Raw genomic sequence first — 22585 nt, 5'->3', positions numbered from 1 at the left:
ATGACGACCGGCTGCCCACTGAGAATCGGCATTACCTGTTATCCGTCGGTGGGCGGTAGCGGCATCCTTGCCAGCGCCCTGGGCGAGGAGTTGGCGCAGCGTGGGCACGAAGTGCATTTCATCAGCTACGAGCGTCCCTTCCGTTTGCCAGTGGACGCGCCCCGTCTGCATTTCCATCCGGTACTTATCAACGACTACGATCTCTTCAAGTACCCCGACTACACGCTACCGCTTTCCGTCAAGATGGCGGAAGTCAGCCGCGATCATCAGTTGGACGTCCTGCATGTTCACTACGCCGTGCCCCACGCGACGGCCGCTATTCTTGCGCGGTCGATGTTGCCACCCGAAGAACAGCCGCGCGTGGTCACCACGTTGCACGGCACCGACACCACGCTACTGGGTCGCGATCCAGGTTACGGTCCCGCGATCCGCCACGCCCTCGCCTGTTCGGACGCCATCACGACGGTGTCTGCTTTCCTGCAGCAAGAAACTCGGCAGTTGCTCGCAGTGAAAAAGCCTATCGAAGTGATCCATAATTTCTTCTCGCCTCGCCCACCCCGCCGATCGCGGGAAGAAGTGCGCCGCGAACTCGGCGTGAAAGATGAAACGCTCATCCTGCATTCCTCGAATCTTCGCCCATTGAAACGCATCGATCTATTGCTCGAAACCGTTGCGCGCATACGTCCGCAAGATTCGTTCAAGTTGGTCATCCTCGCCGGCGGGGATTTCACACCGTTCCTCAAAGACGTCCGACGACTCGGCCTTGAAAATCGCGTCGTCGTGCGCGAAAACGTCAACGACATCGAAGACTACCTACAGGCCGCCGATATCGGATTGATCACGTCCGAATCGGAGAGCTTTTGCCTGAGCATTCTGGAAGCGATGTGCTTTGCCTGCCCGAGCGTAGCCCGACGCGCCGGCGGTGTTCCGGAGGTGGTCGAAGATGGCGTTTCGGGATTGTTGCTGCCTTCACTGGACACCGAGGCCTTCGCCGGGGCTGTTGAGAGTTTGATCAAAGACTCGACCCGCCGTACCGCGTTGGGCCGCGCCGCGCAAGATCGTGCCCGGAAGCAATTTTCCGCGGAAGTCATCGTGCCGCGCTACGAAGCGCTCTATCGCCGCGTCTGCACGGCTACCTGACGCCTTGCTTCACCGATTGTAAGAGCAAGTCACGCTTACCGGTGGGTTGGTCGGCGCGATAACCTCCGCCCAACTCCCAGATAATCAGCCCTCCCAGGCCCTTCTGTTTGGCGTACGCAACTTTGGCACGGCACGACGTTGGGTCATCATACGAGATAAACTTATCGTCAGCAGAACCGGGTTGGTCGATGCTGAGGTACGCCGATTGCGCATTCGTGTCCCAGAAATACAATCGCGGTTGAAAGTACTTTGACATGATCTCTGAGTAGGCGGCGGTCGTCACCGTGGGCGCCGTCGTCCAGGATTGTCGCGGGAGCGCCGCGCCCCCGGTGGACGTGCCTTTTCCCCCACTCCACACATTACCGTAGAAACAAATGCCGATCCCGAGTTTGCCCGGGGCAACACCATGAGACAGAAAGTTGCTAACAACTCCATCCGCAGACGGTACCAACTGCCCCGTGCTCGCAAACCTATAGCCGCCATCGTAGATGGGCGCGTTAAACCACGTCACCCAACCGGGATAAGTTCCCGAAAAGCTGTAGGTCATCAGGTTGATCTGATCGAACCGACTCTGCAGGGAAGCCAACAGTGCTGGCTCAGACCCCACGGCCGCCGTCAAAAGCGGGCGAGGAGAAATTGCATTCAATGCGACATGGAGGTCGTTGACGAGATTGGAGTATGCCCCGGCATCGGGCGCGTCCAACGGTTCCCAATCCAAATCGACACCATCATATCTCCGCGAGGTGACGAAGTTCACGAGGTTCGTGACGAAACGCGCCCGGTTCGCCGCGCTGGTGGCTCCCCGAAAACCGACAGCGCTGTTCTCTCCACCCACGGAAATCAGCACCTTGACGCCGGCAGCATGCGCGCGCGTGACCACGTCCGTGGAATTTGCCAACGTGACGGCATTGATATCGCTGTCCAGGCTCCCGTCGATCCTGGGTACCACTGAAAAATGGATGACGTGGGTCATCGCCGTGAAATCGACCTGTTGCGCCGGCAGGTAGCTTTGCATCCAGCCGGCGTAATAAGCCGAGGTCCAGAGTCCGGCGTGTGCTCCTGTCGCCGTTAGGCTTAACAGTCCAATCAGGACAACTCGTCGAAGCGTTTTCGCCGTCGAGACCATTGCGGTTACATCGGAGCAGTTATCCATTGACCGACACCCATACCTTACGCGAGCGCGGGCCGTCGAACTCGCACAGGTAAATCCCCTGCCATGTGCCGAATTGCAACTTGCCGCCGCGCACGAACACGTGCACGCTCTGTCCCATCATGCTCGCCTTCACATGCGCCGCCGTGTTGCCTTCGCCGTGCCGATAGTGCGGATCCTTCCACGGCACTGCTTGGTCGAGTGCATAGATCATGTCCGTCACAACGTCTGGATCAGCATTCTCGTTGATCGTAATCGCCGCCGTCGTATGCGGTACGAAACAGACGCACGTCCCCTCTTTCACTCCGGTCTCATCAACAGCCGTCTGCACTCGTTCCGTGATCTCCACGAACTCGGTGTGCCGGCTGGTCGTAACTACCAGCTCTTTCATGGCGCGGAATCGTTATCGGGCGCCAGGTAAACGAAATTGTAATTGCCATGGAATTTGGCGGTTTGCGTGTAGGACGCGGAGGCGGTGCGGGCCGTGACGTCCAAGCGGAGAGTTGCGTCCACTTTATTCGTGGTGACCTTCCTGACAATCAGGTAGCCAACGTAACTTTCACCCCGCGAACCTGCCTCGAAGCGGGTGGCCGTGAATTCGGGCGTCACGCTTTCCGAAGGTATCTTGAGCCTCTGGCCGGGTCGAAAGTTGCGGACCGTAAGGACAAGAAGTTGGTCTTCTTCGGGGTCGGGCCCTCGAACGATTGTATCAACATGGCGACTGATCTTCAAAACCAGCGGGCCGCTTTGCGCTTCATTCACGGCCTCGCCCAGTGGCGGCGTCCCCCGGTTGAACGTCGTGCTCGGGCTCCCAACGTGGCTGTAGTTACAAGCAGTAGCGAAGATTGCCAGGCAGACAGCTAAAGTGATCGTCTTCATTTGATTCAGTTCGATCCGTCAACAACTCCTAGGGTCTTTCCAATGCTTTCTTGTACGTCAAGATACCATCCGCGATGTTTTTCGCCAGCAGCTCACGGTAATCGCTTCGCAGTATGCGCTGCTCCTCGGCAGGGTTCGACAGAAATCCGGCCTCAATCAAAATCGACGGGCACGTCGCGTATCGCAACACGTAGAACCGCGCGCGCCGAACGCCGCGATCCATCGCCCGCTTGGCCTGCAACAGCGATTTCTGCACGCAATGCGCCAGCCACACGTTCTGGTCGTCAAACCGATTGTTCGCTACGGCGGTGCTATCTCTCCCGCCGGTATCGCGGTCGACACGGTTTCCGCTAAAACTCGCGGTCGAACTCGCCCCAGCAGGCGGCGTGCAATAGGTTTCAATCCCCTCCGCCGAGCCGCCTCCCGAATTGAAATGGATGCTGATATACAAGTCGGCCCCCTTCGCTTGCGCAAACTGCACGCGGTCCTCCAGGGCGACGGTCGTGTCCGTCGTTCGTGTCAGGAACACCCGCAAGCCGCTACCGGCAAGGTCCCGTTCCACGCGCTTCGCCACATCCAGCGTCATCACTTTCTCAAAACTCGACCGCCCGCGTGTCCCGCGGTCGCCGCCGCCGTGCCCCGGATCGAGCACAATCGTGCGGACTGACGCACCGGGTTTTTGCAACCGCCCGGGTTGCAGCACGGGGTCAAGGGTCTTCAATACATCAATTTCGGCAATCCATAACTTGCCGCGCATCGCCAGGACCGGCGCCGAGAGCCAGTGCTTCACGCCATTGAGCAGGATGTCTCGGCTATCGGCTTCCAACTCGAGTTGTGCGGAACTCGTTCTATATTCGGCGCGATTAACCGCGCCACGCGCGTCGGGCCCGAGTCCGTAGTAGTTCGCCACATCGTTGACCGCGACGTAATACGTGGCGCCGTAGCGATAGGCCTTCAGCGTCGTCGGCTGGGCCGGCGCGGTCCCCGCGAAGACCAACCCGAGAACCAGAACGATCGATGGAAGTAATCTGCTTGGCAAACGCAAAAAGAGCCCCCTTGTCCGAGCAAAATCGCATGAAACGTCGCGCGATTTCAAGCGAAATGGACTTGCCGCGCGGCCCAATGAATTCGACTTTTCCTTGACGCTGCGGGCGAGCATCCATAGATTAACTGTGCGGCGCAAGATGTTCGACTGTCAGTTTGTGGCGCCTTCCGTAGGGTCGGTTCAATCGCACTGGACGAGGAAAAAACATGCCCGTTGTCTCAAAAGGTCTTGAAGGAATTGCAGTGGCCCAAACCCGCATCGGCGACGTCCGCGGGGATATCGGCCAGCTCATTTACTACGGTTACGACATCAACGAGCTGGCGGGCAAGGTTTGCTTCGAGGAAGTCATTCATCTTCTCTGGGAAGGCCGCTTGCCCAATCGCAAGGAGTTGGAGCAGTTGGAAAGCGAACTGATCGCCGCCCGGCCGCTGCCAAAGGCGGTCGTCGATCTGCTGCACCTGGTTCCCAAGAACGCGCCACCCATGCACGTCCTGCGCACGGCGGTCTCCATGCTCGGCACCCTTGACCCCGAAGCCGACCTCAATACGCCACAGGCGAACCGCCGCAAGGCCGTGCAGTTGGTAGCGCAGGTCCCCGTAATCATCGCAAAATTCCATCGCATCCGCTCGGGCAAGGACACAGTGCCGCCGTCGCCAAAACTGAATTCCGCCGCCAACTTTCTTTACATGCTCAATGGCGAGGCGCCGAATGATGAAGCCGCCGAGACGATGGACATGGCGTTTGTGTTGCACGCCGAGCACGCGTTCAATGCCTCGACTTTTTCCGCGCGCGTGACCATCGCCACGCTTTCGGACATGTATTCCGCAATCACGAGCGCCATCGGCACGCTGAAAGGCCCCTTGCATGGCGGCGCGAACGAAGGCGTGATTCACATGCTCCAGGAGATCGGCGACGAGAGCCGCGTGGACGACTATGTTCGCAGCGCGCTCGCCAACAAGAAGCGTATCATGGGCATCGGTCATCGCGTCTACAAGACGCTCGACCCACGCGCGCCGCACTTGAAGCGCCTGGCGGAGAAGCTTTCCGCGAAAGTCGGCGAACCAAAATGGCTGCGCATGAGCGAGCGCATCGCTTCGATCATGAAACAGGAAAAAAACCTCAACGCCAACGTCGATTTCTACTCCGCCACGGTCTATTACAGCCTCGGCATCCCGACCGATCTGTTCACGCCGATCTTCGCCATCGCGCGCATGGCCGGCTGGACGGCGCACGTACTCGAGCAACTCGCCGACAATCGCCTCATTCGTCCGCTCAGCGAATACACGGGCCCGGAAGGGCTTAAGGTCGTGCCCATCGACCAGCGCTGAGCCGGGGCCGATACCTTCATGAATATTCACGAATACCAAGCCAAGGAAATCCTTCGTCGCTTCGGTGTCCCCGTGCCGGAAGGCGCGGTGGCCTTTACGCGCGAAGAGGCCGAGAAGATTGCGGGGTCCCTGAAGACGGACGTCTTTGCAGTCAAATCGCAAATCCATGCCGGCGGTCGCGGCAAGGCTGGCGGCATTAAGGTCGTCAAAACGCCCGAGGAAGTGCTCAAGGCCACGCGCGAACTCATCGGCAAGGTTCTCGTCACGCATCAAACCGGTCCGCGGGGCAAAGAAGTGCGCAAAGTGCTCGTGGAAGCGGGCAGCGCGCCCAAACGCGAACTTTACCTGAGTATTTTAATCGACCGCACAATCGCGCGTCCGTCTTTCCTCGCCAGCACCGAAGGCGGCATGGACATCGAGGCCGTCGCCGCAAAGTCACCGGAAAAGATCCTCAAAGAACCCGTCGATCCCGCGGTCGGCATGCAACCCTATCAGGCGCGCAAGATCGCCTATGCGCTGGGCCTTGGCGGGAACTATTTGCAGCCCACCGTGAATCTCATCCTGGGCCTCTACCGTGCGTTCATGGAAACCGATGCTTCCCTCATCGAGATCAACCCGCTGATCATCGACCAGCACGACCGGGTGTTGGCGCTCGATGCGAAGATGAACTTCGACGACAACGCCCTCTTCCGTCACAAGGACATTCTCGCCATGCGTGACATCCATGAGGAAGACGTGCGCGAAGTCGAGGCGAGCAAGTTCGGCCTCAATTACATCGGCCTTGACGGCAATATCGCCTGCATGGTCAACGGCGCAGGCCTCGCCATGGCCACGATGGATATCATCAAGTACTACGGCGGTTCGCCCGCCAACTTTCTCGACGTCGGCGGCGGGGCGACCACCGAACAGGTCACCGAGGCCTTTAAGATCCTCGTCTCCGACAAAAATGTGAAGGGCATCCTCGTGAATATCTTCGGCGGTATCATGAAATGCGACGTGATCGCCAATGGCATCCTCACCGCCGTCAAGCAGGTGAATGTCAGCGTGCCGCTGGTCGTCCGCCTCGAAGGCACCAACGTCGAATTGGGTAAAAAGATTTTGAAAGAAAGCGGCCTCGCCATCATTCCCGCGGACTCGATGGCCGACGCCGCGCAGAAGATCGTCGATGCCGCGAAGTAATTGAACATGAAACTCTATCTCTACTACGAAAACGTCCAGCATCCGTTGCTGGTCGATATCCCCGACAACGAAGTCGACGGGTTCCTGCAGGAATACGAGGAAGCGTTGCATGACACGTCCGTCGAGACTTTCCAATGGAAGAACTCCAGCTTCCGCATCGGCGGCCTGATGGCCATCGTGCATGAGAAGCACGCCACGGTGCGCCCATGAGTATCCTGGTCGACCAGAACACGCGGCTGATCGTCCAGGGCATCACCGGCACTGCGGGCAAATTCCACGCTGAGCAATGTCTCAAGTACGGGACGAAACTCGTTGGCGGCGTCACGCCGGGCCGCGGTGGCGAAGCTATTGAACTTGACTCGCAAAAGATCCCCGTCTTCAACACCGTCAGCGAGGCCGTGCGCGAGACGGCCGCAAATGTCTCCTGCATCTTCGTGCCCGCGCCGTTCGCGGCCGATGCGATCCTCGAGGCCGCGGACGCGGGCATCCCGTTGATCATTGCGATTACGGAGGGCATTCCTGTGATCGATATGGTGCGTGTGAAACGCGCGCTGCAAGGCACGGACGTGAAACTTATTGGCCCGAATTGCCCCGGCGTCATCACCCCGGGGGCCTGCAAAATCGGCATCATGCCCGGTTACATCCACAAAACCGGCCCGGTCGGCGTGATCTCCCGCAGCGGCACGCTCACGTACGAAGCAGTCTGGCAACTCAGCTCACGTGGCATCGGCCAGTCCACCTGCATCGGCATTGGCGGCGATCCCGTCAAGGGACTCGATTTCATCGACCTGCTGGAAATGTTTGAGACCGACCCGCAGACGGAAGCCGTCATCGTCATCGGCGAGATCGGCGGCAACGCCGAGGAAGAAGCGGCGCTCTGGATCAAGGACAACTTCACCAAACCCGTCGCCGCGTTCATTGCCGGCGCAACCGCGCCGAAAGGCCGTCGCATGGGCCACGCCGGCGCCATCATCAGCGGTGGCAGCGGTTCCGCCGCCGACAAAATCAAGGCCCTCGAAACCTGCGGCATCGCCGTTGCCAGGACTCCCGCCGAAATGGGCGAGACACTTGTCCAGCTGATGAAGTAAGATGGTGGTTGACGGGGCATTCCGTCCAGCCATGGACCAGCACGAATCCACAACGACGCCGACCACGCGCCGCACGATTCCGCACGAGGAATTGATGCAGCTCCCGATTGTGCGGTACCGTGGCGCGATCCATTTCATCCAAACCGAAAAAGACCTGCACCGCGCCTTGCAGGAGATCCGCTGCGAGCACGTGGTGGGGTTCGACACGGAAACACGACCGACATTTCGCAAGGGCCAATTCCACGCTCCCAGCCTCGTGCAGATCGCGACCGGACACACCGTGCACCTCTTTCAGCTCGCTCGGCTGGATTTCTCGCACGCGCTGGCGGAAGTGTTCGGAAACGCGCAGATCATCAAGGCGGGAGTGGCGCTGGCACGTGATCTCTCCGAACTGCAAAAGGTATTTCCATTCAAGCCCGCGAACATGGTTGATCTCGGCGAGATTGCGAAGCACCGCGGAATGGCACAAACGGGCCTGCGCAACCTAACCGGACTATTTCTCGGCGGTCGCATCACGAAAGGCCCACAAACGTCGAACTGGTCGCAGCCGACCTTGTCGCCGAAACAGCAACTATACGCCGCTACGGATGCCTGGGCTTGCCGCGAGTTGTACCTGCGCTTTGAACATCTCGGCTGGCTGCCCGCTTCGCGACACTCGTAAATGGAGAGACTAACCACACAACCGCAAGACGTTACGGCGGACGAATTCCACGATTCTAAAAAAGTCGCAACTAGTTGTTGATATTCCTGCGCTTTGCTGTACTGTCGAGGTCGCTAGCAGATAGATGCAGTCCGCAGTGAGATTGGTAGATTGTCAGTCAGGCCTCGTAGCTCGGTGACAGTCCGAAACCCGAAAACGGGAACAGTCACTGAGACCACCGTCCGCAGCAGAAAGAATAAACAAACCAATGGCTACCAAGCTATTCGTAGGCAACCTATCGTTCAATACCACTGAAGGCGACATCCTCGACCTGTTCAAACAGGCCGGCAACGTCAGCAGCTGCGAACTCATCATGGACAAGTTCACGGGCAAGTCCCGCGGATTTGCGTTCGTCCAGATGGGCACGCAGGAAGAGGCCACCAAGGCCATTACCGATTTCAACGGCAAGGAATTGGACGGTCGCGCGTTGACCGTCAACGAAGCCAAACCCCGTGAAGAGCGTCCTCGTGGCGACTTCGGTGGTGGTGGCGGCGGCGGTCGCGGCGGCAAGCGCGAGTTCAGCCGTCGTTAATTCGACAGCCGAACGTAAGTTCACGAAGAGAGCGTCCCGTTTCGGGGCGCTCTTTTTCTTTCTGAAACCAATCGCTACCAGCACTCATCCCATGCAAAACAGGAAAGCAAAACATGAAATTGAAAAAAATCCATGCGCCGGATCTCACCCAACATCCACCGCGCAGTCCGCGTGTGCGACTTGGCGGGTACGCCACCCTACCCCGTTGCCTCGACAAGGGTCGCGCGACACTGACTGGCAAGAACGGCGAATACCATTTCGCCTGTCCGCTCGATCAACGCCTCTTGGAATTTGCCGGTATCAAAGCCGACGCCCTGAAAAGGCAGTTGGCGCTCGGCAAGAGCGACAGTGAAATCCTCGCGTGGATCGAAGCCAACTCGACCACGACGCCGCAACCTTGGCAAATTGCACAGTGGAGCGCGTTCGCGGAACAGCGCGGCGCGAACGACGTGGAAACACGCGAGTTCTTCACGGGTTTGCTCGCAAAGCTCAGCAAGACACGGGAGGACATCAGCGGCTGGTTTGACCTCCTCGACCTCGACGACTATGTGAGCTTCGGCGGCCAAGCCTAAATCCGGAAGCAGCCACCTTAACAGAAGGTAAAGCGGGCGCCCCTGCCTATGTACGGGTGCCCGTTATCGTTCGTTTGTTCGAGCAGCAGTTTTACACCCGGCCCCCGCCCTTGGATTTCCTCTTCCCGTGCCAGGCCTGCATGGCCGACGCGAGTTTCTGACGATGTTCCTCCGAGAAGGCGCGCTTGGGTTTTCTGAACGCCGCTGGGGACACCATTCCTTTCACATTCGCCGAGTCGTCAGGACTGCCGTGCATCACATGGGTCTTCCATTCACCATAATGCCGGTCCTGCCACTCCGTCACGGCACGCATCCAGCCAATATCATGGCCTCGTTTCTCGCTTTCGATCCATTTGTAACTTTCGATTTCCTGCTGCTGGGACCACAGGATTTCAAACAAGGGATGCAGGATGCCCTGCTCGCGGAGAGCGCGCTTCCAAGCCACGAAATACTTCTGCTTCCATTCCTCGCTCGCGCGCTTCCAGCCGATGTCCCGGCCTGCCTTTTCGCTTTCGATCCAACGATAATTCTCAATCTCCTCCCGCTGGGATCGAATCAACTCAGCGAGTGGGTTTCTGTTTTCTAATCGCTCCTTCATTTCGCCCCCCTCCTTGAAGGCTTGCTACAGGTTCCTGTTTAGCAGAAAACAGGCCGTATTCCCTCCGACCATCGGTCTGAATATATGCAGACGCTTATCAGCGAATACGTTACGACACTGCACCTTTCTTGGAGATGCACGTCGCACTGCACCTAATCTGTTCGCTTCTGCGCAAGGTGTGCAAAACAATAATTACGGGAGACGCGGCGGTTCTGCTGGGCACAAAGCGTCCATCACTTGCAATTGCCCCGGACTTGGTCGATACTGGGGAGTGACACGACAGGGAGAGTGAGCTGTGATCCAGGAAATTGGTGCTTCTCGCGTGAGATCGTTTTTTTGATCGTTGTCTTAATTCAGGGCGCAGCCGTAAGGGAGAGGCAATGAAACAAACAACAAATGCCTCGTTCACGACTCGGTGAAATGACCCGCGGCTGCGCTCCTTCTTTGTGGTCCGTCACTTCCGAATGTCTGCCTGCCAGCCCAACAGCCACTGCGGGTCTATCCCGACTTGACTTCGACGCGGATGGGCTCCTTGAGATGAAGTTCGCGCTGGGGGAACGGAATCTCAATGCCTCGCTCCTTGAACTTGTCCCAGATGGCGAAGTTCAACTGGCTCTCCAGTGAGCCCGGCCGGTGCGTCATGTCCGACGACCACACCCGCAGTTCGAAGTTGAGCGCGCTTTCGCCAAATTCCTTGAAGACCACCCCGGGTGCAGGGTTCTTGAGCACGTTCGGATTGGCCCCGGCAACCTCAAGGAGAATTTTCTCCACCACGTGCGGATCGCTGCCGTAGCTGACCCCGACGTTGATGCGAAAGCGGACGCGCGGATCGACATGTGTCCAGTTGATAACACGGTTGGAGACGAACTCCGAATTCGGGACGATGACCATGATATTGTCATTGGTTAATACCTGTGTAGCGCGGGCGCCAATGCGCTCCACCTTCCCCACCGTGTTGTTACCAACATCCACACGATCGCCAATCTGGATCGGCCGCTCGGCAAGGATAATCAATCCGCTGACGAAGTTGCTGACGATGTTCTGAAGCCCGAAGCCGATTCCAACACCCAGGGCGCCCGCAATGACCGCCAGCGAACTGAGGTTCACACCCACTACTGTTTCCAGGCCGATGACTAAGCCCAGCACCAGTACGATGTAGCTGACGATCCGCGCGAACGCGTATTGCTGGCCGGGATCCAGCTTCGTGTGCGCCAGCACCCGCGTGCGTAAAAGGCGTCGCACCAACCTCGACACCAACATAACGACCGCTACAACGATGACGAACTCCACGATCGTCGCGAGGGAGACCCACGTCTGCCCCAATTGAAACAGCGGCTTGGTAAAGACCCCGAATATTTCGATCCAAGTCATTTGGTCACTTTCCGATGGTAACCCACTTGCGCGTCTTAGCGGATTTTTCGACGGCATCAAGGACGATTTGGTCCGCGAGACCGTCCTCGAAAGTCGGCTGAACGGAACGCTTGTCTGCGACCGCGTTGATAAAATCGGCGATGGTGTGGACGAACGTGTGCTCGTAGCCGATGATATGTCCCGGCGGCCACCAATTGCCAACGTAGGGATGTACTCCCCCGCCTTGTGTGACCAGGATGTCACGAAAACCGCGGCGGTCGTCCGGGTCGGCCTCGTTGTAATACTTCAACCGGTTCATGTCCTCGAAATCGAAAACGAGCGAGCCTTTGCTGCCGTTGATTTCAATTTGGATGCCGTTCTTGCGACCGAGCGCGAATCGTGTGGCTTCGAGGTTGGCCAGCGCGCCGTTCTCAAAACGCCCGATGAACATGACCGCGTCATCGACGGTGACCTTGCCCTTCTTGCTCGACTCCCCCGGCAGCGGGCGTTCCTTAATAAAGGTTTCCATCTGGCCGCACACCTCGCCGAACTCACCGACAAGGTAGCGACCGAGATCAATAATGTGGGCATTGATGTCACCATGTGTGCCCGACCCGGCGATCTTGCTCTGCAGCCGCCAGACCAGGGGGAAATTCGGATCAACGATCCAATCCTGTGCGTAGCGGGCGCGATAGTGATAAATCCTGCCAAGCTCACCCGCAGCAATCATCTTCTTTGCCAGAACGATGGCGGGGATCCGTCGGTAGTTGTGGCAAACCATGTTGACGACTCCGGCTTTCTTCACCGCGTCAACCATCTGTTTGGCCTGCTTCACATCCATCGCGAGAGGTTTTTCACAGAGGATCGCTTTGCCGGCTTTCGCGGCGGCAATGGCGATCTCCGCATGCGTGTCGTTGGGGGTGTTGATGTCGACAATATCTATGGTCGAATCCTCGACGACCTCGCGCCAATCGGTCACAAATTGGCTCCAGCCCCAGCGGCGGCACGCATTCATCACACCGGTGCGGTCGCGCCCGCAGATCACCTTCATGACGGGATGCGCTTTGAGATCGAAGAACTTATCCGCTTTCAGCCACGCGTTGGAATGGGCGCTGCCCATGAATTTGTAGCCGATCATCCCGACATTCAGGGTCTTTGGCATTGGCTGGCCTCTCGCTCGCAATAAAGGGTTGAGATTTGCTGCGAAACATTATACTCATTGGCTTGCCCCGTTTGTCACGAGAAAAGAGAGGAAAATGCCCATGACCAAGTCGCACGTAAAGTTGTTTATCCCTGGCCCCGTGGAGGTTAGCGATGAGACCTTCCAGGCAATGAGCCAGCCGATGATCGGTCATCGGGGCAGTGGGTTTCAGGATCTGTACGCCGCCATCCAGCCGAAATTGCAGCGGGTACTCTACACGAAGAATCCCGTCTTCCTTTCCACGTCGTCCGCGTGGGGCGTGATGGAGGCGTCGGTTCGCAATCTCGTCGCCAAGAAAGTGCTGAACTGTTCCTGCGGCGCGTTCTCCGATAAATGGCTCGATGTGAGTCAACGCTGCGGCAAACAAGCCGAAACTCTCAAGGTCGAATGGGGTCAACCGATCCTGCCGGAACAGGTCGAGGCGAAGCTGAAGACCGGACAGTTCGACGCCATTACGCTCGTGCACAACGAGACCTCCACCGGCGTGATGAGCCCTCTCCCGGAGATCGCGCAGGTCGTGAAGAAATACCCCGACGTGATGTTCGTCGTGGACTGTGTGAGTTCGATGACCGCCCTGAAGATTGACACCGATGCGCTGGGCATCGATGTGCTCCTCGCCGGCGTGCAGAAGGCGTGGGCGATGCCGCCGGGACTGGTCGTATTTGCCGTAAGCGACCGCGCGTTGAAGCGGGCGGAAACGATTCCTGGACGCGGATACTATTTTGACTTCCTCGAATTCAAGGCGAACCATGACAAGAACATGACGCCATCAACCCCAAGCATCTCGCACATCTACGGATTGAACTTCAAGCTCGATCAGTTCGAGAAGGAAGGGCTCGAAAACCGCTACGCGCGCCACCTCAAGATGGCGCAGAAGACGCGCGACTGGGCCAAGTCGAATGGCTTCGAGCTGTTCCCGAAAGCCGGCTACGAATCCGTCACGTTAACCTGCGTCAAAAACAACAAGAACATCGACGTCGCCAAGCTACAGAAAGCGCTCAAGGACAAATACAAAGTCCTTATCGACGGCGGCTACGGCCCGATCAAGGGCAAGAGCTTCCGCCTCGCGCACATGGGCGATGAAACCGTCGAGACTGTCGGGCAGTTGCACGCCATGCTCGATGATTGCTTGAAGTCATTGTGAAGATCACGAAGGAAGCCGTGCTCGACGCTGTCGCATCCCTGATGCGGCAGCGTTTCAACATCGAAGCCGAGCGCAACAAGCAATTCGTTTGGGGTGACGCAAAGATTGTCTCCGATCTTTACCTTCCCACCCCACTCCACTGCCTAGTCCAGTTCGACGACGCGCCACATTGCACGCGCGCGCGTGCCGCGACCTTCGCCAATTATCCATCCGACACCCCGCTTAACTTTGACGTGCGCCGTTATCATGCCGACCAAACGTCCGGCGACGCAACCCTCGCGCAAGCCGACCTGCTTGCCGATCAACTTCCCCCCAAGCACGGCCTCAACCCCACCGTCCGCATCCGTTCCGACGAAGTCGAAGAATTGACCGGCCCATTGGCGGAACGCATCGAGTCCATTCTCTCCCATCGCTTCGCCTACCACGCCGGCACCACGTTCCATCTGATGGTGGACAATGCCGGCGCCAAACCGCATTCGCAGACCATGCACGGCAATCTGTCAGATTAGACGAAAGCGGTTAACTTGGCTGCCAGCCGAACCGTTGGCGCAACCACTGCACCAACTGGCGATCAAGAGATGGCATAATAACTTCCAACGGCGTACGACCGTCACGTACCGCTATCCATAACACCCACACGAAGAACCCAGAAGCGGCCAGGAAGTTTTGCCACGATTGAAATTCCCACGCGTGTGGATTCTCCACATACCAATTTGAAAATGGCCACAGATAATAGAAGCCCCAATCTGGACCCGATCCAAAATAATCCATTACGAGATGGAGATGAAACAGCCCTAGGTAAGCGAAAAATGCTCTCCACCGCCGCCCGGAAAACAACATGAGGCCGAGCGACAATACCAGTCCAAACGGAAGATTGTGACAGAGCTTGTGGTGATATTCCCAATATGCCTCCTGTCCCGCAAAAACACCCAAGCCATCTAGATCCGCCCAGCTCGCCGCCAGCATGCAACAGAACCGCTCGCGCGGCGTAAGTTTTGCATAATTTCCCAGACACCAGCCCGACATAATATGCGTTTGGATCTGCATGGGATTGGTCGCGAGAGTTGTAGTTCGGAAATCAAGATTAGCCAAGCGGGAATCGCTGGCTTGACAGCTTCCGCCCAATACCACACATTTGTGTGGTATGCCGCTGCGAAACCAACGAATTCTTCATATTGACGGCGATTCGTTCTTCGCTTCTTGCGAGATAGCACTTGATCCAAAGCTGAAGAAGAAGCCCTTATTCGTTGGTGGCGGGCGACGTGGCAATGGCATTGTCATTGCGGCCAACTATCTCGCCAAGGACTATGGCATCAAAACAGGCATGGCGTGTTTCGAAGCGAAGCACAAATGCCCGGACGGTGTACTGGTGCCTCCACAGTACGATGAGTATCGCCGTCTTTCGCTGGAAATTTTTCGACGGGTGCGTCACTACACTCCCCTGCTCGTGCCCAGCTCCATCGACGAAGGATATCTGGACTTCACCGATTCGCCCAGCGTGTTTCGGTGTCGCACCCCGGCAGAATTAATCATCCGTATGCGGCGCGAATTGCTCGAGGAAGTCGGCGTCCCGGTATCGATGGGACTCGGTTCCTCGCGCTGGTTGGCCAAATTGGCGACCGAACGTTGTAAACCCGACAATTTCCACGAAGTAAGAGAGGACGAGGAACGCGAATTTCTCCGCGATATTCCCATCCAGAAACTAATGGGCATCGCGACCCGACGGGCGCGCTCCCTGCGGGCGCTGGGGATCTGGACACTCGGCGACATCGCCGCACTACCGTTGGGATTGTTGGAAAAACGCTACGGATTCCTTGGCCTCGAATTGTGGTTGCTCTCCAGCGGCCAGTTCCGCGAACGGTTGTCATTATCTAATAAACCCCGCACCTGCATCGGCAGCGCCACGACCTTGCCCTATGACGAGCCGGACTATGAAACCGCCCTGCTGTTTCTGCTCGACCAGACGGAGAAAGTCATGACCACATTCTTTCGCGAGAACCTCAAGGCCCGTGAAATGGGTTTATACGTGCGCTTCAAAGACCACGAAGGCCGGGGCGCCACCGTAAAATTTCCCACCGCGCAATTCGAACCGCGCCTCATCAATCCACAGGTGGAGCGCCTATTCCATGAACTTACCGCGCACGAAGAACAGCCGATTCGCCAGGTCTGCATCAACTTCTGGAACCTGCAGCCGTTGGAATTGGAGCCCAATCTCTTCAATCACGATGTGGAATACAAGCGTCGTGAATTGCACCATGCGTTGGAACAAGTCGAGGCGCTTTACGGCAGACGTTGCGTGAAGACGGGTACACGCTTGCTACTCGAAAAAGAGGCTCCCTATCTTGTCGCAGACAAAGCCAAGTGCCCATTCCTCTCGCAACGCGAGATGGAAATCAAAGTAGACAACATCCCTGAGGGCGTACTTGACGATCTGACTTACGAGGACGAATGGAAACCGTTGGAGGAAGTAACGCGAGCTGCTCCGCTGCCATTACCTCGCACGTGGGGCCGCTCCACCAGCCGGACACAAAAATTTCTATAGCGGTGCTATATTAATTCTCGGCGGATGTTTTCAAGCGATACAGGATGCCAGCAATATCGCGCTGAAGCTGCAAATCGGCACGACGATGGAGCAGCTGACGTAAAAAACCCCCATGGTCCCAAAATGTAACTCCCATGAGATTTCCCAAGCTCTGCGGCACCTCGTCTTTACCAACGCCCCACAACTCAACCGCGGCATCATTACGCTTACACAACAAAAGAAAATCGCCTTGATGACGACGGCTTCGCAACTTAGGATCGTCATAATCTTCCACTTCAATCCCTGAAGCTCGCAACTCTTCATCAATTGCACCACGAAGCTTTTCCGGTAAAACGATAAGCTCGTGTTGAAGACTAACCGTCATAGTTTCCCCTTCGTGCTCGGCACGCCTTTGACGCGCGGGTCGCGCTGACAGGCCAGATCGAGCGCCTTTGCCAGTGCCTTGAAAATGGCTTCCACAACGTGATGCGGTTCGTCGCCGCGCAACACATCGACGTGCAAGTTGCAGCGCGCCTCGTTGGCGAAACCCTGTAGGAATTCCTTCACCAAACCGACGCGAAATTCTTTCCTCCGCCCGAGCGACACATTCGCGATGCGACCCCAGTTCTTCGCCTCAAACACGAGAAATGGTCGATTACTAAAATCCAGAGCGATGCGCGCCTGCGCCAGTGTCTCGTCCATCGGTACCAACGACCAACCGTAGCGTCGAATCCCGCGTTTGTCTCCGAGTGCCTGCACAAATGCCTGCCCAAGGGCAATGCCGATATCCTCGACGGTGTGATGCGCGTCCACATCCACGTCGCCATTCGCGGTAACCGTCAAATCACACAACGAGTGTTTCGCCAGCAGCGTGAACATGTGGTCGAAGAACGGAATGCCGGTCGAAATCTTCGACTTGCCGCTCCCGTCAATCGTGAGCGTCAACGAAATCCGCGTCTCTGCCGTATTGCGTACAACCTTAGCGCTTCGCTTCTTCACAGACCTCCTTCGTTGCTGCCAGAAACTTGTCCATTTCTTCATCCGTGCCGATGGTGACTCGCGCAAAATCGCGGATGCGATCAATGTCCCACCAGCGCACGAGAATCCTTTTCGCTCGCAGCCCGTCAAACCACTGCTTTGCGGTCAATGGCAGTGGCGGCTTGGCGAATACAAAGTTCGTTTGTGAAGAATAAACAAAGAAACTGAGTTTGGCGAGCGCAGCGCTTGTCCGCTCCCGCGTCGTACAAATCTTCTTCACGTTCTGCTGGAAGTAAACCCACTCTTCCAGTGTCGCCTCCGCGCCAAGCTGGCTCAAGCGGCTCACGTTGTAGCTGTCCTTCACTTTGTTGAGCGCAGCGATTAACTCGCGCGGACCGACCGCCCAACCGACGCGCATACCGGCAAACGAAAACGCCTTCGAAAATGTCCGCGCCACGATCACATTGTCGTACTCACTCACGAGATCGAGACAGTTTTCCGACGCGAAGTCCACATAGGCTTCATCGATTACCACGACACCCTTCGTCTCCTCGATCACCCGCTGCAACTGCACGCGCTGCAGCCACACGCCGCTGGGCGCGTTCGGTTGCGTGATGAATACGAGCTTTACCCCCGCAAGCTTCGACAATAATGGCGCGTGTACCTGAATCTGAAAATTCTCATCGAGCGGCAACTCGACCTGCGTCGCGCCCTGGATGTTCGCGAGCACCGGATACAGTGAATAACTGGGCCAGAAGTACGCCAACTTCTCGCATTCGCCACAGAAGGCGCGCACACAAAGGTCGAGAATGTCGTCGCAACCGTTGCCGATGATGATCTGCTCGGGGTCAAACCCGTGAATCTTGCTGAGCTTCGCGCGCAATGCGGCGGAGGTCGGGTCGGGATACAGCCGCAACTTTCCATCAATCGCCCCGCGCAGTGTTTCCAGGACTTTCGGCGATGGCGGATACGGATTCTCATTCGTATTAAGCTTGATGAGGCCTGCGACCTTCGGCTGTTCCCCAGGCACATACCCGCTCATCCGCTCAACCTGCCGACGGATGTAGCTCATCGGAACCTGACCCGCGCCGAAGCGACGTGTGCGTCCAATCCTTCCACTTCACCGAATGCTTCCAGCGCCGGCAAGGATTTGGCCAGCGCCGTGCGAGAACATTCGATCACACTCGTGCGCCGTTGAAACTGATCCACTGTCAATCCCGCAAAGGCTGCGCCAGCGCCACCGGTCGGTAGTTCGTGGCTTGGCCCTGCCAGGTAATCTCCCACTACCGTTGGCGTCCACGGACCGAGAAAGATGGCGCCGGCGGTTTTGATAGCGCGCAACACCTTCGGAGCATTCTTCACCATCAACTCGCAGTGCTCCGGCGCAAACTGATTGGTAATGGCGATGGCCTGCGTCATATCCTTTACCAATACGCAAACCCCGCCATTCTCAAGTGCGCGCCGTACGAACTCGCCTCGCTCCAGTCCGCCGATCTGCTTCTCAATCTCCGCGCGCGTCGCCTCCAGAACCTTCTCGGATGTCGTCACGAGCCACACACGTTCATAACCACTCCCGTGCTCCGCTTGCGCAAGCAGGTCGGCGGCAATGAACGCGGGTTCGGCGGTGTTATCCGCGACAACAAGCAACTCACTCGGCCCTGAAAGCAAATCGATCCCCACGCGTCCAAAGAGGAGTTTCTTCGCGGCGGTGACGTAGGCATTCCCCGGACCGAAAATCTTGACGACACGTTTGATGGACTGCGTCCCCAGCGCCATCGCGGCGATGGCCTGCGCGCCGCCTAGTTGATAAATCTCTGTCGCACCCGCAATGTGGGCGGCATATAGCAAACCGGGATTGATCGGTGGAGGCGAACAGACCACAATCTCCGGGCAGCCCGCCACCTTCGCCAGTGTGGCAGTCATCAAAACAGTCGACACCAGTGGCGCTGTACCGCCCGGCACATAAATGCCCACGCGCCGCAGTGCGTCAAACTTTTCCCCGACGCGTCCGCCCTGCGAATTACGCATCGACCAGCCCTTACGTAGCGACCGTTTGGCGAAGGCCGCAACGTTCTTGTGCGTAGCGGCAATCGCCCGCGCCAATTCGGGCCCGGGTTTCGAAGATTTGCCTGCGATGCGAAACTCGGACGGTTTCAGCCGTACCTGATCGAAGCGCTCTGTCAAATCCACCAGCGCCTCATCGCCGCGAGCGCGCACATCGTCGATGATGGCACGTACGCGCTCTTCGATTTGGGGGTCGAAGAGGCTCGATGCCGCACACGCCTCGACGGCGGCGCGGTCGAAATCAGGCTGATTGTAACGCAGGATTTTCATGCGATTTGCGGCGGCATGTTACTAAACGCCGCCGTAAAAGCAAACCGTCAACGTACGACCTGTTACCCTACTCCCACTCGATCGTGCTGGGAGGTTTGCTGGAGATATCGAGGCAGACACGGTTGACGCCTTTGACTTCGTTGATAATGCGCGTGGAAAGCCGCGCCAAGAGATCATACGGCAAACGCACCCAGTCCGCGGTCATGCCATCCACACTTTCCACGGCACGGATGGCGATGACGTTGTCATACGTGCGCTCGTCGCCCATCACGCCGACGGTCTTTACGGGTAACAACACCGCAAATGTCTGCCACACCTTGTAGTATAGATCCGCTTTTTTCACCTCATCGATGACGACCCAGTCGGCTTCCCGCAGAATCCGTAATCGTTCCGGGCTCACAGCCCCAAGAATGCGCACAGCCAGGCCAGGGCCGGGAAACGGTTGCCGCCAGACGATCTCGCGGGGCAGGCCGAGTTGCGCGCCGACCTCGCGCACTTCGTCCTTGAAGAGCGCGCGTAGTGGTTCGAGCAGCTCAAATCTCATGTTCTTCGGCAGGCCGCCCACATTGTGGTGCGACTTGATCATCGCAGCGGGATTGCCGGCGATGGAAATGCTCTCGATCACGTCAGGGTATGTCGTGCCTTGCGCGAGAAAGCGCGACGCCCCGGCTTTCTTCGTGGCTTTCTGAAACACCTCCACAAAGGCGCGACCGATGATCTTGCGTTTGCGTTCGGGGTCAGTCACGCCGCGCAGCTTGCGCAGAAACACCCCCGTGGCGTCCACATACTGCAGCCGCATGCGCAGGTTCTTACCGAAGACCCGCTGCACGCCTTCCGCCTCCGACTTGCGCAACAAACCATTGTTGACGAACACACAGGTAAGCTGGTCGCCGATGGCCTTGTGAATGAGTGCCGCCGCCACGCTGGAGTCCACGCCACCCGACAGACCGAGAATCACCCGGTCGGCGCCCACCGCTTCGCGAATCTCCTCAATCGCGTGCTCGATAAACGACTTCATGGTCCAATTACGTGCACAACCGCAGACACCATGCACGAAGTTTGAAATGATCTGCTTCCCGTTTGGCGTGTGGTGGACCTCGGGGTGAAACTGTATGCCGAAAAGCCGGCGTCGCGAATTGGCGACGGCGGCATACGGCGAATTCTGGCTACGGGCGACGGACAGGAAACCGTCTGGCACTTTCGTCAGTTTGTCGCCGTGACTCATCCAAACCTTTTGGCGGGGATCCATCTTCGCGAACAACGGCGAATCCCTTGTGATCTCGACCTCCGCCTGCCCGTATTCACGCTTGTCGCCCTTCTCGACGCGTCCGCCGAGTTGGTGCGCCATCAACTGCATCCCGTAGCAGATGCCAAGCACGGGAACACCTAGGTTCCAAATCGCCGGGTCGCAGTGCGGCGCGGCCTCGCCATAGACGCTGGCAGGACCTCCGCTCAGGATGAGTCCGCGCGGTCTTAGTGCCCGGAGTTTCGCCGCCGGGGTGTCAAAGCGCAGGATCTGCGAGAAGACCTGGCATTCGCGAATTCGCCTGGCAATCACCTGCGTGTACTGCGACCCAAAATCGAGAATGACAATGTTTTCGGGGATCGCCAGCCGGGACCTCGTATTCTTCTTTTGAGGTTTTGCGAGACGGGACATGGGGCTACTTGCTGCCCATGCCAACACCCTGCACGGTCTGGAAGACCTTGCCCTCGGTCTTGATCGCGGGCGCGATGATGATTTCCGTCTCCTGAAATTCGCGCACGGTGCGCGCGCCAACGTTCCCCATGCAGGTCGCCAGCGCGCCCACCAGATTTTGGGAACCATCGTCGAGTTCCGCGGGGCCGAAGAGGATTTGTTTCAGTGTGCCCGTCACGCCGACTCGAATGCGCGTCCCCCGAGGAAGATTGGCGTGCGGTGTGGCCATTCCCCAATGAAATCCGCGCCCCGGCGCCTCCTTCGTGCGCGCGAAAGCACTGCCAATCATCACGGCGTCCGCGCCGCAGGCGAACGCCTTGCAGATGTCGCCGCCCTTGCTCATCCCACCGTCCGTGATGATGGGCACGTATTGGCCCGTCTGTTTGAAGTATTGATCGCGCGCCGCCGCACAATCAACGGTCGCTGTGACCTGCGGCACACCGAGGCCGAGCACACCTCGCGTCGTGCAGGCCGAGCCAGGACCGATGCCGATGAGAACACCCGCCATCCCGCATTGCATCAATTCCAGCGTCACGCTGTAGGTCACGCAATTGCCAATGACAACGGGAATGAGTAGCGTCTTACAGAAGGCCGCAAGGTCGAGCGTCTTGTACTCACTGGAGAGATGTCGCACGGTGGAGACGGTGGATTGCACCACGAAAATGTCCGCCCCCGCCTCCTGTGCGATGGCCCCGAAACGCTCGGCGCGCTGCGGAATCGAGCTGACGGCGCACAGTACGCCGGCATCCTTGATTTCTTTCACGCGGGCGGCAATGAGCTCTTCCTGAATCGGTTCGGTGTAGATACGCTGCAAGAGATGCGTCGCTTCTTCCTTGCTGACGTTGACGATCTTGTCGAGAACCTCGTCGGGGTTCTTGTAGCGCGTCTGCACACCTTCCAGGTTGAGCACGGCAACTCCCCCGAGCTTGCCCATTTCGACGGCAAAACGCACGTCCACAACCCCGTCCATCGCACTCGCCAGAATTGGCACGTGGATCTTATGCGAACCGAGTTGAAAACTCGTGTCGACTTCGTTGGGGTTGATGGTGACAGCGCCTGGCACCAGCGCAATGTCATCGAATCCGTATGTGACGCGGGCCTTACGATTTCGACCAATCCACATGCCCATGGTGGAAAACCTCCGTGATTT

At 57.9% G+C, this 22585-nt stretch carries 25 protein-coding genes; 11 read left to right on the top strand and 14 right to left on the bottom strand.

Translation table 11 applies throughout. The features are described from left to right. Positions 1 to 1140 (top strand): N-acetyl-alpha-D-glucosaminyl L-malate synthase BshA, encoded by a 1140-nt coding sequence (gene bshA / locus VNL17_04065; protein ID HXI83249.1) that lies wholly within the window; start codon positions 1 to 3, stop codon positions 1138 to 1140. On the opposite strand, the gene VNL17_04060 is transcribed toward bshA, so the two are convergent. From VNL17_04060 to VNL17_04045, 4 genes are read right to left on the bottom strand one after another with little or no spacing between them, the layout of a single operon-like run. Next, positions 1133 to 2293 carry a glycoside hydrolase family 18 protein gene (locus VNL17_04060; GenBank protein ID HXI83248.1) on the bottom strand — a complete coding sequence of 387 codons (1161 nt, stop codon included), beginning with the start codon at positions 2291 to 2293 and terminating at the stop codon, positions 1133 to 1135. The genes bshA and VNL17_04060 overlap by 8 nt on opposite strands. After that, positions 2286 to 2681, bottom strand: a complete 396-nt coding sequence (locus VNL17_04055; protein HXI83247.1) for a secondary thiamine-phosphate synthase enzyme YjbQ — start codon at positions 2679 to 2681, stop codon at positions 2286 to 2288. The genes VNL17_04060 and VNL17_04055 overlap by 8 nt, the downstream gene beginning before the upstream one ends. Further along, positions 2678 to 3169, bottom strand: coding sequence for a hypothetical protein (locus VNL17_04050; GenBank protein ID HXI83246.1), 492 nt, complete (start codon positions 3167 to 3169; stop codon positions 2678 to 2680). The genes VNL17_04055 and VNL17_04050 overlap by 4 nt, the downstream gene beginning before the upstream one ends. Positions 3170 to 3197: 28 nt before the next feature. After that, positions 3198 to 4208, bottom strand: coding sequence for an N-acetylmuramoyl-L-alanine amidase (locus VNL17_04045; GenBank protein HXI83245.1), 1011 nt, complete (start codon positions 4206 to 4208; stop codon positions 3198 to 3200). Positions 4209 to 4420: 212 nt separating this feature from the next. Between VNL17_04045 and VNL17_04040 the strand changes: the two genes are divergently transcribed. From VNL17_04040 to VNL17_04010, 7 genes are all read left to right on the top strand, one after another. Continuing rightward, on the top strand, positions 4421 to 5542 hold the full coding sequence (locus VNL17_04040; protein HXI83244.1) for a citrate synthase: 1122 nt from the start codon (positions 4421 to 4423) through the stop codon (positions 5540 to 5542). Between the two features lie 18 nt (positions 5543 to 5560). Further along, positions 5561 to 6721: an ADP-forming succinate--CoA ligase subunit beta gene (sucC, locus tag VNL17_04035; GenBank protein ID HXI83243.1), complete on the top strand. Its 1161-nt coding sequence runs from the start codon at positions 5561 to 5563 to the stop codon at positions 6719 to 6721. A gap of 6 nt (positions 6722 to 6727) precedes the next feature. Beyond that, entirely contained in the window at positions 6728 to 6931 is a 204-nt protein-coding gene (locus VNL17_04030) for a hypothetical protein (protein ID HXI83242.1), read from the top strand. After that, on the top strand, positions 6928 to 7809 hold the full coding sequence (gene sucD / locus VNL17_04025) for a succinate--CoA ligase subunit alpha (protein HXI83241.1): 882 nt from the start codon (positions 6928 to 6930) through the stop codon (positions 7807 to 7809). Before VNL17_04030 ends, sucD begins: the two co-directional genes overlap by 4 nt. 31 nt (positions 7810 to 7840) lie before the next feature. Then, positions 7841 to 8470: a 3'-5' exonuclease gene (locus VNL17_04020; GenBank protein HXI83240.1), complete on the top strand. Its 630-nt coding sequence runs from the start codon at positions 7841 to 7843 to the stop codon at positions 8468 to 8470. Positions 8471 to 8717: 247 nt separating this feature from the next. After that, a complete protein-coding gene (locus VNL17_04015) occupies positions 8718 to 9041 on the top strand; it encodes an RNA-binding protein (protein HXI83239.1) in 324 nt (107 codons plus the stop codon). Between the two features lie 113 nt (positions 9042 to 9154). After that, complete coding sequence (locus tag VNL17_04010) at positions 9155 to 9613, top strand: DUF5069 domain-containing protein (GenBank protein HXI83238.1); 459 nt, start codon at positions 9155 to 9157, stop codon at positions 9611 to 9613. A 91-nt stretch (positions 9614 to 9704) separates the two neighbouring features. Here the strand turns inward: VNL17_04010 and VNL17_04005 are convergent, their stop codons facing one another. The 3 genes from VNL17_04005 to VNL17_03995 all read right to left on the bottom strand — a co-directional run bounded on the left by VNL17_04005 (position 9705) and on the right by VNL17_03995 (position 12723). Further along, positions 9705 to 10211: a hypothetical protein gene (locus VNL17_04005; GenBank protein ID HXI83237.1), complete on the bottom strand. Its 507-nt coding sequence runs from the start codon at positions 10209 to 10211 to the stop codon at positions 9705 to 9707. A 498-nt stretch (positions 10212 to 10709) separates the two neighbouring features. After that, positions 10710 to 11582 (bottom strand): mechanosensitive ion channel domain-containing protein, encoded by an 873-nt coding sequence (locus tag VNL17_04000; GenBank protein ID HXI83236.1) that lies wholly within the window; start codon positions 11580 to 11582, stop codon positions 10710 to 10712. Positions 11583 to 11586: 4 nt separating this feature from the next. Beyond that, on the bottom strand, positions 11587 to 12723 hold the full coding sequence (locus VNL17_03995) for a Gfo/Idh/MocA family oxidoreductase (GenBank protein ID HXI83235.1): 1137 nt from the start codon (positions 12721 to 12723) through the stop codon (positions 11587 to 11589). A gap of 100 nt (positions 12724 to 12823) precedes the next feature. Here VNL17_03995 and VNL17_03990 point away from each other — a divergent pair, with 100 nt between their 5' ends. Together VNL17_03990 and VNL17_03985 are read left to right on the top strand one after the other, a co-directional pair. Further along, positions 12824 to 13906, top strand: coding sequence for an alanine--glyoxylate aminotransferase family protein (locus tag VNL17_03990; protein ID HXI83234.1), 1083 nt, complete (start codon positions 12824 to 12826; stop codon positions 13904 to 13906). Beyond that, the gene (locus VNL17_03985) at positions 13903 to 14415 is read left to right on the top strand and encodes a hypothetical protein (GenBank protein HXI83233.1); all 513 of its coding nucleotides are present in this window, start codon (positions 13903 to 13905) and stop codon (positions 14413 to 14415) included. The genes VNL17_03990 and VNL17_03985 overlap by 4 nt, the downstream gene beginning before the upstream one ends. A 10-nt stretch (positions 14416 to 14425) precedes the next feature. On the opposite strand, the gene VNL17_03980 is transcribed toward VNL17_03985, so the two are convergent. Continuing rightward, positions 14426 to 14953, bottom strand: a complete 528-nt coding sequence (locus VNL17_03980; GenBank protein ID HXI83232.1) for a metal-dependent hydrolase — start codon at positions 14951 to 14953, stop codon at positions 14426 to 14428. Between the two features lie 97 nt (positions 14954 to 15050). Here VNL17_03980 and VNL17_03975 point away from each other — a divergent pair, with 97 nt between their 5' ends. Further along, positions 15051 to 16448 carry a DNA polymerase IV gene (locus tag VNL17_03975; GenBank protein ID HXI83231.1) on the top strand — a complete coding sequence of 466 codons (1398 nt, stop codon included), beginning with the start codon at positions 15051 to 15053 and terminating at the stop codon, positions 16446 to 16448. 10 nt (positions 16449 to 16458) lie between these two features. Here VNL17_03975 and VNL17_03970 read toward each other — a convergent pair whose 3' ends face one another. The 6 genes from VNL17_03970 to VNL17_03945 all read right to left on the bottom strand — a co-directional run bounded on the left by VNL17_03970 (position 16459) and on the right by VNL17_03945 (position 22564). Then, entirely contained in the window at positions 16459 to 16812 is a 354-nt protein-coding gene (locus VNL17_03970; protein ID HXI83230.1) for a hypothetical protein, read from the bottom strand. Beyond that, positions 16809 to 17468 carry an imidazoleglycerol-phosphate dehydratase HisB gene (hisB, locus tag VNL17_03965; GenBank protein ID HXI83229.1) on the bottom strand — a complete coding sequence of 220 codons (660 nt, stop codon included), beginning with the start codon at positions 17466 to 17468 and terminating at the stop codon, positions 16809 to 16811. The genes VNL17_03970 and hisB overlap by 4 nt, the downstream gene beginning before the upstream one ends. Continuing rightward, complete coding sequence (hisC, locus tag VNL17_03960; GenBank protein HXI83228.1) at positions 17407 to 18477, bottom strand: histidinol-phosphate transaminase; 1071 nt, start codon at positions 18475 to 18477, stop codon at positions 17407 to 17409. Before hisC ends, hisB begins: the two co-directional genes overlap by 62 nt. Further along, positions 18474 to 19739 carry a histidinol dehydrogenase gene (gene hisD, locus VNL17_03955; GenBank protein HXI83227.1) on the bottom strand — a complete coding sequence of 422 codons (1266 nt, stop codon included), beginning with the start codon at positions 19737 to 19739 and terminating at the stop codon, positions 18474 to 18476. The genes hisC and hisD overlap by 4 nt, the downstream gene beginning before the upstream one ends. A 67-nt stretch (positions 19740 to 19806) precedes the next feature. Further along, positions 19807 to 21396, bottom strand: a complete 1590-nt coding sequence (gene guaA, locus VNL17_03950; protein ID HXI83226.1) for a glutamine-hydrolyzing GMP synthase — start codon at positions 21394 to 21396, stop codon at positions 19807 to 19809. A 4-nt stretch (positions 21397 to 21400) separates the two neighbouring features. Continuing rightward, the gene (locus VNL17_03945; GenBank protein HXI83225.1) at positions 21401 to 22564 is read right to left on the bottom strand and encodes a GuaB3 family IMP dehydrogenase-related protein; all 1164 of its coding nucleotides are present in this window, start codon (positions 22562 to 22564) and stop codon (positions 21401 to 21403) included. Positions 22565 to 22585: the final 21 nt, after the last annotated feature.

The sequence above is a fragment of the Verrucomicrobiia bacterium genome (assembly GCA_035577545.1).
GTDB lineage: Bacteria > Verrucomicrobiota > Verrucomicrobiia > Palsa-1439 > Palsa-1439 > Palsa-1439.
Note: the sequence above shows the minus strand (reverse complement) of the source record. Positions and strands in the feature narration are given on the sequence as shown.

Bases quoted from the DNA above. Each gene is read 5' to 3' on its own strand.
- sucC (HXI83243.1), top strand. From the start codon at position 5,561: ATGAATATTCACGAATACCAAGCCAAGGAAATCCTTCGTCGCTTCGGT.
- bshA (HXI83249.1), top strand. From the start codon at position 1: ATGACGACCGGCTGCCCACTGAGAATCGGCATTACCTGTTATCCGTCG.
- guaA (HXI83226.1), bottom strand. From the start codon at position 21,396: ATGTCCCGTCTCGCAAAACCTCAAAAGAAGAATACGAGGTCCCGGCTG.
- VNL17_03945 (HXI83225.1), bottom strand. From the start codon at position 22,564: ATGGGCATGTGGATTGGTCGAAATCGTAAGGCCCGCGTCACATACGGA.
- VNL17_04060 (HXI83248.1), bottom strand. From the start codon at position 2,293: ATGGATAACTGCTCCGATGTAACCGCAATGGTCTCGACGGCGAAAACG.
- VNL17_03995 (HXI83235.1), bottom strand. From the start codon at position 12,723: ATGCCAAAGACCCTGAATGTCGGGATGATCGGCTACAAATTCATGGGC.
- hisC (HXI83228.1), bottom strand. From the start codon at position 18,477: ATGAGCTACATCCGTCGGCAGGTTGAGCGGATGAGCGGGTATGTGCCT.
- VNL17_04015 (HXI83239.1), top strand. From the start codon at position 8,718: ATGGCTACCAAGCTATTCGTAGGCAACCTATCGTTCAATACCACTGAA.
- sucD (HXI83241.1), top strand. From the start codon at position 6,928: ATGAGTATCCTGGTCGACCAGAACACGCGGCTGATCGTCCAGGGCATC.
- VNL17_03980 (HXI83232.1), bottom strand. From the start codon at position 14,953: ATGCAGATCCAAACGCATATTATGTCGGGCTGGTGTCTGGGAAATTAT.
- VNL17_03990 (HXI83234.1), top strand. From the start codon at position 12,824: ATGACCAAGTCGCACGTAAAGTTGTTTATCCCTGGCCCCGTGGAGGTT.
- VNL17_04020 (HXI83240.1), top strand. From the start codon at position 7,841: ATGGACCAGCACGAATCCACAACGACGCCGACCACGCGCCGCACGATT.
- VNL17_04010 (HXI83238.1), top strand. From the start codon at position 9,155: ATGAAATTGAAAAAAATCCATGCGCCGGATCTCACCCAACATCCACCG.
- hisD (HXI83227.1), bottom strand. From the start codon at position 19,739: ATGAAAATCCTGCGTTACAATCAGCCTGATTTCGACCGCGCCGCCGTC.
- VNL17_03970 (HXI83230.1), bottom strand. From the start codon at position 16,812: ATGACGGTTAGTCTTCAACACGAGCTTATCGTTTTACCGGAAAAGCTT.
- VNL17_04005 (HXI83237.1), bottom strand. From the start codon at position 10,211: ATGAAGGAGCGATTAGAAAACAGAAACCCACTCGCTGAGTTGATTCGA.
- hisB (HXI83229.1), bottom strand. From the start codon at position 17,468: ATGAAGAAATGGACAAGTTTCTGGCAGCAACGAAGGAGGTCTGTGAAG.
- VNL17_04050 (HXI83246.1), bottom strand. From the start codon at position 3,169: ATGAAGACGATCACTTTAGCTGTCTGCCTGGCAATCTTCGCTACTGCT.
- VNL17_04030 (HXI83242.1), top strand. From the start codon at position 6,728: ATGAAACTCTATCTCTACTACGAAAACGTCCAGCATCCGTTGCTGGTC.
- VNL17_04055 (HXI83247.1), bottom strand. From the start codon at position 2,681: ATGAAAGAGCTGGTAGTTACGACCAGCCGGCACACCGAGTTCGTGGAG.
- VNL17_03975 (HXI83231.1), top strand. From the start codon at position 15,051: ATGCCGCTGCGAAACCAACGAATTCTTCATATTGACGGCGATTCGTTC.
- VNL17_04040 (HXI83244.1), top strand. From the start codon at position 4,421: ATGCCCGTTGTCTCAAAAGGTCTTGAAGGAATTGCAGTGGCCCAAACC.
- VNL17_04000 (HXI83236.1), bottom strand. From the start codon at position 11,582: ATGACTTGGATCGAAATATTCGGGGTCTTTACCAAGCCGCTGTTTCAA.